The organism is Paraburkholderia sp. EG287B (assembly GCF_040965595.1).
Classification (GTDB): Bacteria; Pseudomonadota; Gammaproteobacteria; order Burkholderiales; family Burkholderiaceae; genus Paraburkholderia.
In genome coordinates this window covers 173,997-189,179 of sequence record NZ_JBFRCG010000016.1, presented here as the reverse complement: position 1 = coordinate 189,179, position 15,183 = coordinate 173,997, and the positions used below count along the sequence as shown (strand labels likewise).

15 protein-coding genes are annotated in these 15,183 nt (G+C 64.0%); 9 read left to right on the top strand and 6 right to left on the bottom strand.

Translation table 11 applies throughout. The features are described 5' to 3' along the window. Positions 1-8 precede the first annotated feature (8 nt). The 4 genes from AB4Y40_RS28810 to AB4Y40_RS28795 form a co-directional block, all read right to left on the bottom strand. Complete coding sequence (locus tag AB4Y40_RS28810; RefSeq protein WP_028206760.1) at positions 9-512, bottom strand: type VI secretion system tube protein Hcp; 504 nt, start codon at positions 510-512, stop codon at positions 9-11. A gap of 142 nt (positions 513-654) precedes the next feature. Beyond that, entirely contained in the window at positions 655-2,148 is a 1,494-nt protein-coding gene (gene tssC, locus AB4Y40_RS28805) for a type VI secretion system contractile sheath large subunit (RefSeq protein ID WP_368690743.1), read from the bottom strand. A 21-nt stretch (positions 2,149-2,169) separates the two neighbouring features. Further along, positions 2,170-2,721 carry a type VI secretion system contractile sheath small subunit gene (tssB, locus tag AB4Y40_RS28800; RefSeq protein WP_368690742.1) on the bottom strand — a complete coding sequence of 184 codons (552 nt, stop codon included), beginning with the start codon at positions 2,719-2,721 and terminating at the stop codon, positions 2,170-2,172. A gap of 60 nt (positions 2,722-2,781) precedes the next feature. Next, positions 2,782-3,474, bottom strand: a complete 693-nt coding sequence (locus AB4Y40_RS28795; RefSeq protein ID WP_368690741.1) for a tetratricopeptide repeat protein — start codon at positions 3,472-3,474, stop codon at positions 2,782-2,784. A gap of 354 nt (positions 3,475-3,828) precedes the next feature. Here AB4Y40_RS28795 and tssJ point away from each other — a divergent pair, with 354 nt between their 5' ends. The 7 genes from tssJ (at position 3,829) to AB4Y40_RS28760 (ending at position 10,596) form a co-directional block, all read left to right on the top strand. Then, positions 3,829-4,443 (top strand): type VI secretion system lipoprotein TssJ, encoded by a 615-nt coding sequence (gene tssJ, locus AB4Y40_RS28790; RefSeq protein ID WP_368690740.1) that lies wholly within the window; start codon positions 3,829-3,831, stop codon positions 4,441-4,443. A gap of 114 nt (positions 4,444-4,557) precedes the next feature. Beyond that, a complete protein-coding gene (tssK, locus tag AB4Y40_RS28785; RefSeq protein WP_368690739.1) occupies positions 4,558-5,904 on the top strand; it encodes a type VI secretion system baseplate subunit TssK in 1,347 nt (448 codons plus the stop codon). Continuing rightward, on the top strand, positions 5,901-6,683 hold the full coding sequence (locus AB4Y40_RS28780; protein WP_368690738.1) for a DotU family type IV/VI secretion system protein: 783 nt from the start codon (positions 5,901-5,903) through the stop codon (positions 6,681-6,683). The genes tssK and AB4Y40_RS28780 overlap by 4 nt, the downstream gene beginning before the upstream one ends. A gap of 321 nt (positions 6,684-7,004) precedes the next feature. Continuing rightward, positions 7,005-8,012: an ABC transporter substrate-binding protein gene (locus AB4Y40_RS28775; RefSeq protein WP_368690737.1), complete on the top strand. Its 1,008-nt coding sequence runs from the start codon at positions 7,005-7,007 to the stop codon at positions 8,010-8,012. Continuing rightward, complete coding sequence (locus AB4Y40_RS28770; protein ID WP_368690736.1) at positions 8,009-8,863, top strand: ABC transporter ATP-binding protein; 855 nt, start codon at positions 8,009-8,011, stop codon at positions 8,861-8,863. The genes AB4Y40_RS28775 and AB4Y40_RS28770 overlap by 4 nt, the downstream gene beginning before the upstream one ends. Next, positions 8,844-9,704, top strand: a complete 861-nt coding sequence (locus AB4Y40_RS28765) for an ABC transporter permease (protein WP_368690735.1) — start codon at positions 8,844-8,846, stop codon at positions 9,702-9,704. The genes AB4Y40_RS28770 and AB4Y40_RS28765 overlap by 20 nt, the downstream gene beginning before the upstream one ends. A 16-nt stretch (positions 9,705-9,720) precedes the next feature. Continuing rightward, positions 9,721-10,596, top strand: coding sequence for a transporter substrate-binding domain-containing protein (locus AB4Y40_RS28760; RefSeq protein ID WP_368690734.1), 876 nt, complete (start codon positions 9,721-9,723; stop codon positions 10,594-10,596). Between the two features lie 6 nt (positions 10,597-10,602). On the opposite strand, the gene AB4Y40_RS28755 is transcribed toward AB4Y40_RS28760, so the two are convergent. Both AB4Y40_RS28755 and AB4Y40_RS28750 read right to left on the bottom strand, forming a co-directional pair. Further along, positions 10,603-11,499 carry a lysozyme inhibitor LprI family protein gene (locus tag AB4Y40_RS28755; protein ID WP_368690733.1) on the bottom strand — a complete coding sequence of 299 codons (897 nt, stop codon included), beginning with the start codon at positions 11,497-11,499 and terminating at the stop codon, positions 10,603-10,605. Positions 11,500-11,540: 41 nt separating this feature from the next. Then, positions 11,541-12,053, bottom strand: coding sequence for a hypothetical protein (locus AB4Y40_RS28750; protein WP_368690732.1), 513 nt, complete (start codon positions 12,051-12,053; stop codon positions 11,541-11,543). A gap of 266 nt (positions 12,054-12,319) precedes the next feature. Between AB4Y40_RS28750 and AB4Y40_RS28745 the strand changes: the two genes are divergently transcribed. Next, positions 12,320-13,918: an EAL domain-containing protein gene (locus AB4Y40_RS28745; protein WP_368690731.1), complete on the top strand. Its 1,599-nt coding sequence runs from the start codon at positions 12,320-12,322 to the stop codon at positions 13,916-13,918. An 83-nt stretch (positions 13,919-14,001) separates the two neighbouring features. Continuing rightward, positions 14,002-15,147, top strand: a complete 1,146-nt coding sequence (locus AB4Y40_RS28740) for a DSD1 family PLP-dependent enzyme (RefSeq protein ID WP_368690730.1) — start codon at positions 14,002-14,004, stop codon at positions 15,145-15,147. The last annotated feature ends 36 nt before the right edge of the window (positions 15,148-15,183 follow it).

The following is a 15,183-nucleotide window of genomic DNA, read 5'->3' as shown; positions in this document are numbered from 1 at the left end:
GCGCCGCGTCAGACCGCGTAGGTCTTGTCGTTCTTCGTGAGGCTCCATGCGCCTTGCGCATTGCCGCCCTGGTTGCCGCCGATCTTCTGCTGCGTGTACTTCCACTGCACGGCCGCATATTTCAGCGAGAACTGCTCCGTGGGCAGCCCTTCGCCGACCACTTCCGGCGTGATGCTGGAAATGATCACGTACTTGAGCTTGATTTCGAGGTACTTGATGCGGTTGCCCTCGCCGTCCGAGCGCATGAAGTCGATGGTGACTTCGTCGAAGGTCGTGCCGCCCGAAGCGTGCTGATAGAGCAGCGGGCTCACGACATCGATGTCCTTCAGGAAGCGCATGTCGGCATGCTCGCAACGCTCGACCGTGTGACCGCCGGCCGTCGAGGCCGTTGCCGAACGCGGCTGCAGAATCGAGTGATTCCACGAATCGATTTCGATCCAGCCGGCATGGTCCTTGTCCTGCGACTCGCCCTTGATGGCCGGATTGCCGAATTTTAGATAGATGTCCTTCATAACGCCTCGACTCCCCAGAGTGGTGGTTTACAGTAGTTTGCTAACGCGGGCCCGAGGCCGATTCCTCGGGTTGCTTCCCGGAACGATCCGCGGATCAACGGCGGACCGCTCCGGCTCAACTCATTCGCACGCTTGCGCGACTTTACGAATTAGCCGGCTTCGGCAGATCCGCCACGAGCCGCAGCGAAATCGACAGTTCGTCGAGCTGGAAGTGCGGCCGCAGGAACGCGACCGACCGGTACGAACCCGGCTTGCCCGGAATCTCGCTGACCTGGATCGATGCCTCGCGCAACGGAAACTGCGCCTTTTGCTCCTGCGAGGCGTTGTCGTCGAGCAGCACGTACTGCGAAATCCAGCGGTTCAGGAACACTTCGACGTTCTGCGCGGATGCGAAGCTGCCGATCTTGTCGCGCATCATCGCCTTCAGATAGTGCGCCACGCGCGACACCGAGAAGATGTATTGCAGCTGCGCCGAAAGCACGGCATTCGCGTTCGCGTTGTCGGTACTGTATTTTTTGGGCTTCTGCACTGACTGTGCGGCAAAGAACGCAGCGTAGTCCGAGTTCTTGCAATGGACGAGCGGAATGAAGCCGAGGTCGCTCAGTTCCTTTTCGCGCCGGTCGGTGATGGCGATTTCGGTCGGGCATTTCAGCGCGATCTCGCCGTCGTCGGTCTTGAACGTGTGCGTGGGCAGGTCTTCCACGAGGCCGCCGCCTTCCACGCCGCGAATCGCCGCGCACCAGCCGAAGTCGTCGAACGCCGCGGTCAGGCGCGCCGCGAAGGCCCAGGCCGCGTTACACCACAGGTATTTGGCGTGATCGGTGCCGTCCACGTCTTCGACGAAATTGAAGCCTTCCGCCGTCGCGCCGTCCTTCGGATTGAACGGCAGGCGGCCGAGAAAGCGCGGCAGCGTGAGACCCACGTAGCGCGAATCTTCCGCGTCGCGAAACGACTTCCACTTCGTGTATTCGACGGTGTCGAACACCTTGCCGAGATCGCGCGGCTTGCCGAGGTCGGCGAACGACTCGAGCCCGAGCAGTTCCGGCGACGCCGACGCGACGAACGGCGCATGCGCCGCCGCCGCGACATGCGACATCTGCTCGATGAAGTACACGTCTTCGGGCTGGCGCGTCACTTCGTAGTCGCCGATCAGCGCACCGAAGGGCGCACCGCCGAAGGTGCCGAACTCTTCTTCGTAGATCTTCTTGAAGAGCGCGCTCTGGTCGAATTCGACGGCGGTCTTGAAGTCGCGCACGATGTCGCGCTTGGGCGCGTGCAGCGCCTTGATCTTGATGGTCGAGCCGGTATTGCTTTCCTTGCACAGATACTCGAGGCCGCGCCAGGTGCCTTCCAGCCCCTGGAATTCCGGCGCGTGCATCACGGCGCTCAGTTGCACCGAAATCAGGCGGTCGAGTTCGGCCACGCGGGCATCGATCGTCGCGGATAGATTGTTCGAGACGATCACGGTGCCGTCCAGCACCTGATGCACGAGCTCGCCGATGAGGTCTTTCGCGCGCGCGTGCTCGGATTCGGATTTGGCCACCTTGCTCTTTTCGACGATCTCGTCGAGCAACGAGGGCGCGGCCTGGGCTTCTCCCAGGACCGGTACGCGAACTGCGCCAGTCTGTTGATTCATGTCGATCTCTCCTCGCGCTTATTACTCGTTGCCTTCGCCGGATTCGTTGCGTTCGCCACGACCCACTTCGCCAGCGCCACCCGTGTTGCCCGCGAGCGCCTGCAATTGCTGCGTATTGGCCAGCACCTCGCTCAGGAGGTCTTCGAGCTTGTCGTTGCCGGCGAGCTTGTTGCGCAGGTCCGCGAGCTTCGAGCGCGCCTCGAGCAGACGACGCAGCGGCTCGACCTGCGCGACGACTTCGTCGGGATTGAAGTCGGCCATCGAACGGAAGCGCAAGTCCACGGCGAACTTGCCGCCCGCCTCGCTCAAGCGGTTCTCGACCTGGAAGGCCGCGCGCGGCTCGATGCCCTTCATGACGTCGTCGAAGTTGTCACGGTCGATATTGACGAACTTGCGGTCGCGCAGCCGCGGCTGTTCGACTTCCGATTGCCCCGCGAGATCGCCCATCACGCCGACTACGAACGGCAGCTCCTTCACCTCAATGGCGTCGCCGAGCTCGACCTCGTACGTCAACTGGACGCGCGGCGGCCGCACTTTCTGCAAGCGCTTCTGAATACTTTCCTTCTTGGCCATCGAGGGCTCCCCTGTTCGAGTCGTTCAAGACCTGTTGTCTGCAATTCACCGCCGGGCGGTTCAGCGCAGTGCGCTGAACGGATCGGACGCACCACCGCTTGCCGCCGCTTTGGCCGGCGCCGCTTTGGCGGGCGCGGGCGCGGGAGCCGCAGCCGAGGGGGCGGCGGGCGCAGCCGGTGCAGCCGGCGCGACCTCCGCCGTTTCAACGGGCTTCGCCGCCGGCTTCTGCACGTGGCGCACGATGCGGCGCTTCTTGGGCGCGGGCTTTTCCGCCTGCTCGGGCGGGAACAGCGAATCCTCGCCGAGCGTGTCGCGCAACTGCTTCGCGAGCGCCTGGGCATCGGACTTCGCGTCGCCCTGCAGCGAGGCATCCTGGCGCAGTTCGCCGAGCGACTGCGTCGCGACCCGCAGGCCGGCCACGGCCAGCACGCTCTTCGCGGCGCGGTCGGTCTGGTCGCGCTGCAGCGCTTCCTGCGCCGCCACGATGGCCTGTCCATAGTGTTGCTGCTGGAACTGGATCTGTGCGATGCGCGACCACGGCTCTTCGCGCGTGGGATCCGCCGCGGCGAGTTTCTGGTAAAGCGCGATCGCGCGATCCTGATCGCCGCCCTTCGCCGCGGTATCGGCGTCGGCTAGCGCCTTGTTGAATGCGTCTGGCGATGCCGCGAGATTATGGTCCTGCGTAGCGCAGCCCGCGATTACCCCGCATGCCAGCACCACCCCGGAGAGCCTTGAAATGACCCGGTTTATCATTCTTTCACCAACGTGTAATTATTAATTCGATGGGAGGGAACTAGAGTTTTGCTTTAGCTCTAGCGCGCGGGTATAGTACAGCCCAAATTTTGATAATTCAACTTCTTAATGTAATGCGCCGACACTAAATAGCTTCTTTGACGCGGGGTTTACTGCCACAAGAAATTCACACAGGAAAGAATTTCTCACTCGTGCAATTGAAAACACGAGCGAGCCGGAAAAGTTTGCCGCCTCACATAATCGACCGCTTATCGGCTCCACGCGGGGTTAAATGCGCCTTTATGCGGATAGCATTATCCGGATCGCATATCACCACTTAACGGACCCCGGGCATTCGCGCCTGGCCAACAAATAATGAATGCGCGTCTTATTCGTTTCGCATCGATCCTCATGGTCACGGCGCAACTCGCCGGCTGCGCGGCGGCCGTGCCGGCGCTCGGCAGTGCGGCGTCGGCGGCCTTGCAGCTCGCGGGCATCGGCAAGCCCGACGTGCCGGACAGCCAGAAACCCCCGCGCGACCTCGGCATCACGCTACTGGCGGCGCAAAACCTCAACGCGGCGACCGACCACAAGCCGCTTGCGCTCGTCGTGCGGCTCTATGTACTGAAGGACCCGACCTCATTCCAGCAGGCGTCGTTCGATACGTTCACCGACCCGGCAAAGGAAAAGAGTGCGCTGGGCGCCGACCTGCTCGGCGTGCGTGAAGTGACACTCATTCCCGGCCAGCGATATAACGCCACCGAAAAGGTTTCGCGCGAGGCGCAGGCATTCGGCATCGTCGCGCTATTCCGCGATCCGGCCATGCAGCGTTGGAAGTTCGCCTTCGATCCTGCGAAATCCGAGAAATCCGGCATAATGGTCGGCCTGCATAACTGCGCAATGACCGTCACGAGCGGCACGGTGATCTCGCCGGACCAGGGATTACCGCCGCAGCAGCTGAATATGCTTTCGTCGGTGACTTGCGGGTGAATAAAGGACAAAGCACCGGGCAGAGTAACGAGCACGCGGGATATTTAACAATTTCAGTCCGCCGATCGCCGGCGCGAGCGGCACGGGCCGAATCACGCATAAAGCCGATTTAACATGAGTTATTCCTCGAAAGTGCTTTGGGGAGAAGGCCTGTTCCTGAGGCCTCAGCACTTCCAGCGGCAGGACGCCTACCACGAAGCGCGCCTCTTTGAATCCATCCAGGCCATTGCGCCGTACAACTGGGGCGTGCGCACCGCGCGGCTCGACCAAGACGCGCTGGGCAGCAACATGCTGCGCATGAGCGAGCTCGCGCTCGTGTTTCCGGACGGCACGCTCTACAGCGCGCCGCAGGCCGACGACCTGCCGCCGCCCGTCGCGCTCGACACGCTGCCCGAGGGCATCAACGAATTCACGTTCTACCTGGCGCTGCACCAGATGCGCGAAACCGGCACGAACTACGCGCCGGATCGCAACAATGGCTTCGTCACGCGCTACGTGAGCGAGCAGGCGAGCGTTGCCGACCACTACACGGACGCCGCGCAAGCCGACGTGACGTTCCTGAAAACGAACGTCAAGCTGATCGCGCACAGCGAGCCGCGCGACCAGTTGCTCTCGGTGCCCGTCGCGCGCGTGCGGCGCACCGCGACGTCGGGATTCGAGGTCGACGAAAGCTTCGTGCCGCCGAGTCTCGCCATCGAAGCGTCGCCGCTCCTGCACCAGCGGCTGCGCCGCCTCATCGACGCGCTGCAGGCCAAGGTCAATGCGCTCTATGGCTTTCATCGCGAGCCGACCAAGAACATCATCGCGTTCCGTTCGGGTGACATCGCCTCGTTCTGGCTGCTGCATACGGCGAGCGGCGCGTTCGCCACGCTCGCGCATCTCTATCAGCATGCGGCGCTTCACCCCGAGCGGCTCTTTCACGAGCTGCTGCGCCTCGCGGGCCAGCTCATGACGTTCTCCAAGGGCTACGCGCTGGCCGACCTGCCCGCGTACCGCCACGACGATCCCGGCCCCGGTTTTGCGCGCCTCGATACGATTCTGCGCGACCTGCTCGAAACGGTGATCTCCACGCAATACTTCGCCATTGCGCTCGAAGAAGTGCGCCCGTCGTTCCATATCGGCCGGCTCGATTCGGGCAAGATCGACGACAAGACTACGTTCTATCTCGCCGTTTCGGCGGACATGCCCGCCGTCGATCTCGTCGAGGCGGTGCCGGCGCGCTTCAAGGTCGGCGCGCCCGACGACGTCGACAAGCTCGTGCTCTCGGCCATGCCGGGCGTGCGGCTCGTCTACACGCCCCAGGTGCCGCCCGCCATTCCCGTGCGGCCCGGCGCGTGCTATTTCGCATTCGAGGCGCGCAGTGCGCTCTATGAGCGCATGATTCAGTCGCAGTCGGCCATGGTCTACGCGCCTTCGGGCATCAACGATCTCAAACTCGAACTCATCGCGGTGACGTCATGAGCAATGCCCCTTCCCTTTTCGGCGACGCGGCGCCGCCCGTGTATCACCCCGCGCCTGCCGGGGAGCCCGCTTACCAGGTGCGCTCGCTGCTCGATCTGCTCTACGACGGCTTCTTCATGCTGTTCCTGTTGAAGAACGGCCGCGAGCCGGGCGACGCCAGCGAATTCGGCGCGCGCGTGCAGCAGTTCCTGGGCGACTTCGAGCGCGGCGCGAAGAAGCTGAACGTCGCGGCCGAAGACGTGTACGCGGCCAAGTTCGCGTTCTGCGCCGCCCTCGACGAATCGGTGCTGGCGTCATCGTTCCGCATTCGCGCCGAATGGGAGCGTCGCCCCTTGCAGCTCGCGCTGTTCGGCGAGCAGCTTGCGGGCGAAAAGTTCTTCCAGTATCTCGAGGAAGGCCGCGCGCAGGGCGCACCGCGGCTGCAGTCGCTCGAGGTCTTCCATATGTGCCTGCTGCTCGGCTTCCAGGGCAAGTACATTCTCGAAGGGCCGGAAAAGCTCGCCTATCTCACGGCGCGCCTGGGCGACGAGATCGCGCATATCAAGGGCAAGCGCGCGGCCTTCGCGCCGCATTGGCCGCTGCCCGATCAGGTTGCGCACCGCCTCAAGCGCGAGGTGCCGCTATGGTCGATCGGCGCGGTGTTCGCGCTGGTGGGTCTGCTCGCGTGGCTCGGCCTCAGCACCTGGCTGCGCGACAACACGGTGCACATGCTCGCGCCGTATACGCAACTCATCAAGCTCGGGCCGCAATCGGCGAATCTGACGATCTCGTTGCCTTGAGCGTATGAAAGGGGCGTGGCGTGCAGCCCGCCCCATTTCGCACTCGATCAACACGAAAAGCCGGACCAAAGCAGCAGCAGCGGATATTTCGAAGCTACCGCAGAAGTAGCGGGATTGACGCATTGTCGATACGAACAACTAAGCAAATCATAATTCGTTGGTTTGCCTGAAATCGTTGCAGATCGACAATCATCGAGCATCGTCAATTCACTTACCTACCTGCTCGTTGCCGAGTCTCCGCTCATGAAGGCGTCCCCCCCGAAATTCCGTCGGCGCTCCGCCGGAACCGTTCTGCTTGCCGCGTGCGCCGCTGCGGCCCTGATGCTCCAAAGTGGTTGCAAACCGCATGGGGAGCAGGCGCAAGACGCGTCTGTCACGACCCAACACGCGTCGGCGCAGCAGGCAATCACCTACTTCAAGTACCCCGACAATCCCGCGTTCGACCTGGTCTATCTCGCCGACAAGCTCGGCTATTTCGACAACACGAGCACGCGGCCCAGATATGTCGGCAAGATTTCGGCGCCGCAGATCATTCCGCTCGTGGGTACCGGCGATATCGATTTCGGCACGCGCATGGTGCCGCTCGTCATCTCCGCGATTGCCAGCGGCGCCGATATCAAGGTCGTTTCCGCAGGCGGCGAAACGCTGCCCGACGCGCCGCACATGAAGTATTTCGTGCGCAAGGATTCGGGCATTCTCGGGCCGAAGGACTTCGAGGGCAAAACCGTGGCGTTCAACAGCTTCGGCGCGTGCGCGGAGTTCGTCACCAAAAAGTATCTGGCGCAGCACGGCGTGGATGTCTCGAAGGTGAACTGGCTCGTCGTGCCCGACAACCAGTCCGAGCAGGCGCTCGTCACGAAGAACGTGGACGTCGCGATCATTCATCCGCCCTTTTCCGGCTCGGCCGAAGCCGATCCGCAATTGCGCAAGCTATGGAGCGACTGGGACGAAGATCACGGCCTTGGCGGCATGGCGCCCTATAGCGTGAACGGCGCGTTCGCCCGCGCCCACCCGCAGGCGGTGCGCGACTTCGTCACGGCCATCGCGAAGGCGGGCAACTGGGTCAATGCGCATCCCGACGAAGCGCGCAAGCTGACGGCCGAGCGACTCGGCATCGACGTTCGGCTCGTGGAGCGCTATGCCTACGTGAAGGACCTCGTGGTCACGGAGCCGCCCATCCAGTACTACATCGATATCCTCGAGCAGGCCGGCAAGATTCCGAAAGGCAAGGTCAACGTCAAGGATGTCTACACGAACGACTTCAATGAGTTCGCGAAGCACGAGGCCCAGGCCAGCGCCGCGACCTTGCCGAACGGAACACGCTCGTGAACACGGAAGCTGCACTACGCGAGAAGATCGTCGCACGCGATCTCTCGCTCACCTATGGCAACGTCCAAACGGACACGCACCATACGGTCCTCAAGCGCTTCGATCTCGCCGTGCGCGAGGGCGAATTCATGGCGCTTCTGGGCCCGAGCGGCTGCGGCAAGTCGACTTTCCTCAACGTGCTCGCCGGCCTCACGCCGCCAACCTCGGGCGATATCCGCGTGGACGGCGCCCCTGTGAGCGCCGTGCGGCAAAAGCTCGGCTTCGTGTTTCAGGGCTACGCGCTCTTTCCGTGGCGCACGGTGCGCAAGAACGTGGAAGCGGGACTCGAAATTCGCGGCATGAAGCGCGCCGCGCGGCGCAGCGAGGCCGAGCGCTTTTTGCGCCTCGTGGGCCTGCTGGAGTTCGCGGATCACTATCCGCATCAGCTTTCCGGCGGAATGCGCCAGCGCGTGGCCATCGCGCGCGCGCTCGCTTATGGGCCCGAGATTCTGCTGATGGACGAGCCGTTCGGCGCGCTCGACGCGCAGACGCGCGAATTGCTTCAGCAGGAACTGCTCGCAATCTGGGAGCAAAGCGCCACGACCGTCGTGTTCGTCACGCACAGCATCGACGAGGCGATCTTTCTCTCCGATCGCATCGCCGTTCTCGGGCGTAGCCCCGGCCGCGTGAAAGAGATCATCGACGTCGATCTGCCGCGCCCGCGCGACGCCGCGCTGCGTCACTCGCCGGCGTTCGTCGTGCTGCGGCAGCGCGCGTGGGCGAGCCTCAGCACGGAACTCGACACGCGGCTCGACGCACAGCCGCAAACCCATGCATTGACGGGAGCCGATCATGTCCGATTCGATGTCTGACTCGATGTCCAACCCAGGCGCGGTCCGCGAATCCTCGCGCAGCCTGCGGCGCGTGCGTGCCGCTTCCTCTTTCGCGCACCTTTACGTAGGCGTGGAGCGCTCCATCGCGCTCGTCGCCTTCCTGCTGTTGTGGGAGTTGCTGCCCCGGCTCGGCGTGGTCAACGCGGCTTACCTGAGCCCGCCTTCACAGGTCGCCCTCGCCATCGCGCGGCTCTTCGAAAACGGCGACGCGTGGACCCATATCGGTGCGAGCGCCGTGCGCTCCGTTAGCGGCCTGCTGCTCGCCGTGGCGGGCGGCATCGTCTGCGGCTTCGTGCTGGGATGGTTCCGGCGCGTCGAGCGCATCGTCGATCCCGTCTTTCAGTTGCTGCGGCAGGTGTCGGCCTTCGCGCTCTTTCCGGTGTTCATGCTGTTTCTCGGCATTGGCGAGTCGTCGAAGATCGCCATTGTCGTGTGGGCCGCGTTCTGGCCGGTGCTGCTCAATACCATCGCGGGCGTGAAGCAGGTCGAGCGCGTGCTGATCGACTGCGCGCGCTCGATGGGCGCCTCGCAGCGCTTCATCGCGACGAAGGTCGTGCTGCCGGCTGCCCTGCCGCAGATCCTCACGGGCGTGCGTCTGGCGGGCGCGTACAGCATTACGGCGCTGGTGGCGGCGGAAATGATCGGGGCGCGTTCGGGGCTCGGCTTCTATACGCTCAATTCGCAGGAGACGTTTCAGATTCCCGACATGTACGCGGGCATCGTACTACTCGCCATCTTTGGATTACTGATCAATCAGAGCCTGTCGATACTCGAGCGGCAATTGCTGCGCTGGCGCGTCGGGCTCGCGCAGAATGGCTAGGAACGCTCGACTCGAAGTGTCGCCAGTTCCGCGGCGCTGGCCGTGGCCGGCCACCGCGCGAACGGCCACGTTCGCAGCGCTTGCATTACTCGCGGTGCTCGCGTGGGCGCTGAACGACGACTTGCCACGCGCCCTTCCCGAGAGCGACCGGCCTTTCGCTGCTGCAGCAGCGCGCGGCGTTCTGATCGTGGCGGTGCCGCCGCGCCCCGCGCCCACGCTTTACGTCGGCAAAGTCGACCGCACGCTGCGCGCGCCCGATCCGTTCGCGGCGGCGCTCGCTTCGGACCTTGCTCGCCGCGCGGGGCTGCCCGTGCAATTCCTGCTGGCCGAGCCGGCCGCCGCGCGCGCCGCCCTGCAGTCGGGCAAAGCCGATGCCGCCATCGCTGGCCTGGGCTTCTCGCCCGACGCGCGGGTTGCGTTCGCACCGGCTTCGTATTCGAGTGGCCGTGGCATGGCGCTCGTGCTGGGCCATGGCGACGCGCGGACATGGCGCGACCTGCGCGGCCGCGCGATTTGCGCATCGCGAGGCAACCCTTATGCACAGCGCGCAGCGCGCGAATACCACGCGAGCGTGCACGGTTTCGACCGGCCGCTCGATGCCCTGCTGGCATTCCAGGCAGGCGATTGCGCCGCGCTGGTCGACGACGAGTTCGTGATCGAGGCGCTGCTCAAGCAGGCGGACTGGTCCTACTATCGCCCGCTACGCGGAACGATCGCTGCGCAGGCCGCGTTCATCGCCACGCGCGCGGGCGACACGGCAAGCACCGTCTTCGTCGGCGACACGGTGATGGCGTGGCGACGCAGCCGGTGGCTGGCGACCGTGCGCAAAGATCAGGCGATCAGCCTCGCGTTCGACATGTTCAATGCAGAAAACGACCTGTATTGCCACTAGTTGCCACTAACCACGTCGCTTCAGTTCTGCCACGCGCAGCTGATAGCTTTTCAACAGGCACGCCTTGTCGCCGCACGCATTGCGTGAGTTTCGAAGCCATGCCCGTTGCTCCGCCCTTAGCCGGTCTTTGTTGGTCGATACCTTCAGCTTCTGGTTAAAGAGTTCGGCCATGGTCTTATCGATGCTGGCGAGTTCCGAATCTCCGCAAACCAGCTGTGCCTGAGCAGAGATGAGTTCGCTGCAATTGAAGCTTTGCGCCAGCGCCGCTTTCGTTGCGGGCTGCGCTTCCAGCAGCCCCGGCCTGCAAAGCCCGTGAAGCAAGGTGCACGCGACACTGCGCCCGACCCACGCCATGTCCGACGCGCCATATTGCTCGACGAAGCGATTGATGCCGGCGTGGCTCACGCCCCGTTGCATGGCGTTCGCCGCGATGATTTCGTTGCAGAGCGAGTCCTCGGCATAGGTGCTGCCGGCGCGCCGATAACAACTGTGAAAGCCAAGCTGTCCCGTGCCCATGACACTTCTGCGCTCCCCAGAGGCAAACAGGATCGAGGCGCATGCGGACGCGCACCTCGCGTTATCCGCAACGATCGTATAGACCCTGACCCGGTCCATGGCGTCTACCACGCGAAACGCTGCTTCGACATTTCCGCCAGGGCTATCGAGGACCAGGGGAACGAGTCCTTCGCGATCACGGCCGGCGAGTCTGGCGGCCGCCAGAAACTTTTCGGCATCGCCACTCTGAATCTTTCCCTTCCCGATCACCATGTTCAGTTTTAGATCGGGTTGGTAGTAGATCTTGAACTCCATGGCCCGCAAGACGCCCGGCGGCGCGAGCAGCGCAGCCAATAGCCACGCACGCGCGAGGCGGTGCGGGGTCGTCGAATGCCGCGCGTTACGCATACGCGCCTCCGTGAGGCGCAAGCCTCTGAACGGAACCTGGTCTAGAACCCGCGCCTCAGGTTCCGGTCGCGTAATGGATCGGGCGTCTTCTGCGTGAGCCGCAAGATGCCCTGATCATCGAAGTAGAAATGAAACATCATGTAATCGACGTTGTTCTCGATGTAGCGATAGGACCAGACTTCCCGCTGCATGCGCGAAAAGTAGGCCGTTTCCGCGGGCCGGCCGAAATTGATCAGGACGTCGTTACGTGTCCACTCGTTGACCTTCGCGCGATAGAACTCGCTCGCCTGCATGACCTGACGCACGCTCACGACCTTGCCGCTCGCGTCGATGTCGGCAACGGTGTTCGTCGACCCCATTGGCTGGGTCGGCCACATGAGACGTTTGCCGCCTTCCGGCAGGTTATAGGTTTCGCGCGGCGGCCCAAGACGCGCGATCAACGCGGACTGGTCGGCGCCGGGCTCGACGCTTTGCCACGGCTGGGCGCAGCCGGCCACGAGCGCCACCACGGCGGCAAGCCACGCTTGCTTCACGAACCTGGACAGAGTCCCCATTCTCGCTCCCCTGAGCAACGAACCTGGCGAGCAACACGTGCAGATCATGCCGGCCGCGCGGGCCGCGGACAATCGGACCATGGTCCTACCGGCAAGGCAGCCGTGGCGGCGCGCGAGCAAGCGCTGCCAACGCGCATGCCCGTTGAAAACGAAGCGCCAAAGAGTATGCTTTGCTCTGATATTCGGGCTCCCGGGCCTCTGAGGCGCCCCACCTGTGCGTCCAGTCTGTGGTTCGTTGCCTAACGTTCCATCCTCCGGGGTGCGAAATGATCAAGCGCATCACGCTGATTTCGGCTTCGGTCGCACTCGGGTGCCTCGCTACCCTCGTCCCCGTTTTCACGAGTCTTTACGTCGCGGACATGGACGTCCAGCGGCGCGATCGCGCCGAGCTCAGGGAGTTCGCCGACAAGGCGGTCATGCGCACGGACCTCGTGACGTACCAGGCCTTCGCCGCGCTTTCCGACCTGGACCGGGAAGCGGGCACACCCTGTTCGCCGTCCAGCCTCGAACGGGCCGCGCGCGTCATCTACAACTACCGCTATGTTCAGGATGCCGGCGCCTACGCCGAGGGGCACTATCTCTGCTCTCCGCTGCTTGGCGACGCGCGCGGCAAGGATCTCACGCTCCCGCCGCCCGACTATCGCAGCAACGACGGCTACCTGGTGTGGTTCGAGCAGAAGAGCCCGCTAAGCGATGTCCGCAAGGACATCCAGATTGGCCGCAATGGCCACTACGTCTCCATCGACCCGGGCTCCTATGTCGATCTCATCGATCCGGCGAGGCGCCCGATCGCCGTGATCCAGATTACGACAGGCAGGCTCCTCGCAGTCTCGGCCGGCGCGGATCCGGACGACATGCTCGACGCGTGGAAACGCAACGGCAACGTGAACAGCGATGACTGGAATTACGCTGTCGCCCGCTCGGCGACACGCCCGCTCGGCGTCGTGGTGAAGTCGCCGCGCAGCAGCGTGGCGGGCGACTGGCCCAAGCTGCTCGCCGCGTGGCTGACCATCGGCGTGTTCTCGGGCGCCGCGCTCGGCTGGCTCGCCTACAAACGCGTTTCGCGGCAGCTCTCGTTCCCTTCGACGCTGCAATGGGCCATCACCCGGCGCAAGATCGAGGTGGTTTTCCAGCCCATCGTGCGGCTCGAGGACAACCAGTGTGCAGGCGTCGAAGCGCTGGTGCGGTGGACACTGAACGGCCGCGCCATCTCGCCCGAGGTCTTCGTGCGCGTGGCCGAAGACAATCATCTCATTCAGCCCCTGACCGATCTCGTGCTCGAAAAGACCATCGCGCAGCTTGGGAAACTGCTCACGGCGAACCCGGCTTTATATGTCTCGATCAACGTGGGCGCCGAGGATCTGCAAAGTTTGCGCTTCCTGAACCTGCTGACCGCCTCGCTCGAAGGCACCGGCATCGCGCCCGCGCAAATCCGCATCGAGGCGACGGAGCGCAGCTTCATGAACGCCGAAGCCACGCGCGGTGTCATCGCAGCGTTCCGGGCCGCGGGCCATCCCATCTATATCGACGACTTTGGGACCGGCTACTCGAGCCTGGCGTATCTGCAGTCCTTCGAGATCGATGTGCTGAAGATCGACAAGTCGTTCGTCGATACGATTGTCCAGGATACCGCTTCGAGCGTGGTCGCGCCGCACATCATTTCGATGGCGCATGAGTTGGGTCTGGCAATCGTCGCCGAGGGTGTGGAGACGGGCGCACAGGTGACGTGGCTGCGCAGCAAGGGCGTGCAGTATGGCCAGGGCTGGTACTACTCGAAAGCGATGTCCGCCGCCGATCTCGCGAAATGGCTGGGCAAGCAGCGTGCGCCGCGCGAGGCGAACAGCATGCCGGCGAATCTCAGTTGATAAAAACACGGCGAGCCGCTGAGGCCGGCCACGCCGTGTGCAATACTGGCGCAACCTTGTTGCGCGTCCTGAACGGAGCCTCGATGACTCTCACCCCTCCTGCCCCCGCCCTCGTCGGCGACCCGCTTGCCTTGGTCGGCACCCCTTCGCTCCTGATCGATCTCGACGCATTCGAAGCGAACCTGCGCGACACGGCGGCGTTCGTCGCCGGCCACGGTGTTGCCTTGCGGCCTCACGCCAAGGCTCACAAGAGCAGCGCCATCGCCCTGCGGCAGCTCGAAGCCGGCGCGGTGGGCATCTGTTGCCAGAAGCTGAGCGAAGCGTATCCGTTTGCCGCTGCCGGCGTGCGTGACATCCACGTCACCAATGAGTTTGTCGGCAGGGACAAGCTCTTGATGGCCACCGAACTCGCCTCGCACGTCCGTCTGAGCGTTTGCGTGGACGCACTGCCACAAGTGCGCGCGCTTGGCGAAGCCGCGGCGTCCGCGAGCGTCACGATCGACGTGTTGCCGGAGATCGATGTCGGTCAGAACCGTTGCGGGGTGACAACCCATGACGCCCTGTTCAAACTGGTCGATGCCCTCGCCGCGCATCCGGGCCTGCGCTTCGCGGGTTTGCAGGCCTACCACGGCGGTGCGCAGCACATTGCCGACTGGGCGGCAAGAAAGGACACGGCCAGCCGCGCCGCCGAGCGCGCCGCAACCTTCGTCCGCGCACTCGAGGCGCGCGGCGTGCGATGCGCGCGCGTGACCGGCGGCGGCACCGGCACGTTTGAATTCGACGCTGCCAGCGGCGTTTACACCGAAGTGCAGCCGGGCTCCTACGCGATCATGGACGGCGAGTATGGCGGCATTGCGTGGCATGGCGCCATACGGCCGCGCAACAGCCTGTTCGTGCTATCCGCGATCATGAGCGCAACCCGCCCCGGCATGGTGGTATGCGATGTTGGCCTCAAGGGGCTGGCCGTCGATGCCGGACTGCCGCGAACTGTGACGTGGGCGGGGTCCGAAGGTCCGCCGCTCGCCTACATCGCGGCCAATGACGAGCACGGCAAGCTGGAGACAGTCGGTGCGCCGGAAACCGATACGACCGAACTCCTGGGGCAGCGCGTTCTCGTGACACCGGGGCACTGCGACCCGACCGTGAATCTCTATGATCAGTACGTCTGCTTCCGGGGCGAGCGCGTGGAAGCGATCTGGCCGATCGACGCACGCGGTCTCTCCCGATGACGCCCTGATGCCGCAGCCATCGCTACGGCATCGGCT

Coding starts and splice junctions, on each gene's coding strand:
- AB4Y40_RS28780 (WP_368690738.1), top strand. CDS start 5,901: ATGAGCAATGCCCCTTCCCTTTTCGGCGACGCGGCGCCGCCCGTGTAT.
- AB4Y40_RS28775 (WP_368690737.1), top strand. CDS start 7,005: ATGCTCCAAAGTGGTTGCAAACCGCATGGGGAGCAGGCGCAAGACGCG.
- tssC (WP_368690743.1), bottom strand. CDS start 2,148: ATGAATCAACAGACTGGCGCAGTTCGCGTACCGGTCCTGGGAGAAGCC.
- tssK (WP_368690739.1), top strand. CDS start 4,558: ATGAGTTATTCCTCGAAAGTGCTTTGGGGAGAAGGCCTGTTCCTGAGG.
- AB4Y40_RS28750 (WP_368690732.1), bottom strand. CDS start 12,053: ATGGGGACTCTGTCCAGGTTCGTGAAGCAAGCGTGGCTTGCCGCCGTG.
- tssJ (WP_368690740.1), top strand. CDS start 3,829: ATGAATGCGCGTCTTATTCGTTTCGCATCGATCCTCATGGTCACGGCG.
- AB4Y40_RS28740 (WP_368690730.1), top strand. CDS start 14,002: ATGACTCTCACCCCTCCTGCCCCCGCCCTCGTCGGCGACCCGCTTGCC.
- AB4Y40_RS28810 (WP_028206760.1), bottom strand. CDS start 512: ATGAAGGACATCTATCTAAAATTCGGCAATCCGGCCATCAAGGGCGAG.
- AB4Y40_RS28745 (WP_368690731.1), top strand. CDS start 12,320: ATGATCAAGCGCATCACGCTGATTTCGGCTTCGGTCGCACTCGGGTGC.
- AB4Y40_RS28765 (WP_368690735.1), top strand. CDS start 8,844: ATGTCCGATTCGATGTCTGACTCGATGTCCAACCCAGGCGCGGTCCGC.
- AB4Y40_RS28755 (WP_368690733.1), bottom strand. CDS start 11,499: ATGCGTAACGCGCGGCATTCGACGACCCCGCACCGCCTCGCGCGTGCG.
- tssB (WP_368690742.1), bottom strand. CDS start 2,721: ATGGCCAAGAAGGAAAGTATTCAGAAGCGCTTGCAGAAAGTGCGGCCG.
- AB4Y40_RS28795 (WP_368690741.1), bottom strand. CDS start 3,474: ATGATAAACCGGGTCATTTCAAGGCTCTCCGGGGTGGTGCTGGCATGC.